This window comes from Dialister sp. (genome assembly GCF_036343215.1).
Classification (GTDB): Bacteria; Bacillota; Negativicutes; order Veillonellales; family Dialisteraceae; genus Dialister.
Genome location: NZ_JAZASU010000212.1, coordinates 1 through 1293, shown reverse-complemented (window position 1 = coordinate 1293; position 1293 = coordinate 1). Strand labels below are relative to the sequence as shown.

Below are 1293 nucleotides of genomic sequence, written 5' to 3'. Positions count from 1 at the left end.
TTAAAGGAGATGATATCCATGGAAGAAATACCGGTGAAGAAAGAATTGACGGAGGAGGAAAAAATTTCTCTTCTTCGTAATTTTGAGCGAGAGGGCGGGGAAAGCGGTGCCAGTGAGGAAAAATTGAAGGAAATACGGCCCGTCATTGATGAACTTTGTGAAAAAGATGTGGAAGAAGCCCTCCGCCTGAAAGGGTACGCCTGCTATGGAGGCTCCAGGCTTTATCCCTGCGACTGGGAAATGGCCCGGCAGATTTTTGAAAAACTCTGCTCCATTTCCGATGACCCCTGCTATGCCAATACCCTGGGCTACATCTATTATTATGGACGAACCACCAAAGGAGTCCCGGACTATGAAAAAGCCCTCCGCTGTTTCTACTTCGGAGCCCTTCAGGGTCACCCCGAAAGCATTTACAAGCTGGGGGATATGTATTTCAATGGATACGGAGTAGAGAAGCGTCCGGAACTGGCAAGGACTCTTTATCAAAGAATCTATGATCAAACGAAAAAGCAGTTTCCGGAATGGCCGGATGTGAACTTTGCCGATGCAGCCCTCCGCATGGCAAAGATATATGACACCTGTTATCATTTACAGGAAATCAGTTACCAGTATTATCTCGAAGCAGACTATGCAGCAAGGAAGCGTGCAGCAGCCAGCGATTTCTTTGGCAATCAGGAAGTGGCAAAGACCGCAGCCATGGCCAGAGCGGAAGCCAGGGAAAAGCTGGCGAAGGATTTCTTTGTTCCTTCCATTCTCATGGATGACCTGGACGGTCTGGAAACGCTTTTCTGGGACATGATGGATGATCGGTATCCATTGATGATTACGGTTCACAGAAAGAAAAAGCGCATTTCCCTTTCCATCAGCCGCCTTGATCCGGATTTCGGAAAAATCGTCCCCTACCTGTACACAGAACCCCGCTTTGACTACTGCAGTCTTGTAAAAGCAGTTACCCTTCATCAATTTCACGGAAAAATTTCCGGTAAAAAGGATCCCCTGATTTTTGACCGGTTTGAATGGGATTTTGATAAATACAGGTTGAATTTCTATTGGCACAATAAAAAAGCCGGCTGGCTCAGTCTACGCTCAGGACAGTTTGACTGCCCGAAGAAAAAAGAAGGCGGCCCCCTCCGCCATCTGGCCCGCATCACTTTCCAGCCGGGAGGAAAGCCTTATGATTACCTCTGTGAAATAGAAGACATAAAGGCCGGCGATACAGTCATCGTCATGGGTTATGACGGAGAAACGCCGGTAACCGTGGTGAAGACCTTCGACTGCCATGAATCGGAACTG

Annotated in this window: 1 protein-coding gene; it reads left to right on the top strand. The window is 47.9% G+C overall.

The window, feature by feature from the left end:
* Positions 1-18: 18 nt before the first annotated feature.
* The coding region (locus VZT47_RS10465; protein ID WP_330224904.1) for a tetratricopeptide repeat protein at positions 19-1293 on the top strand (1275 nt) is incomplete at its 3' end.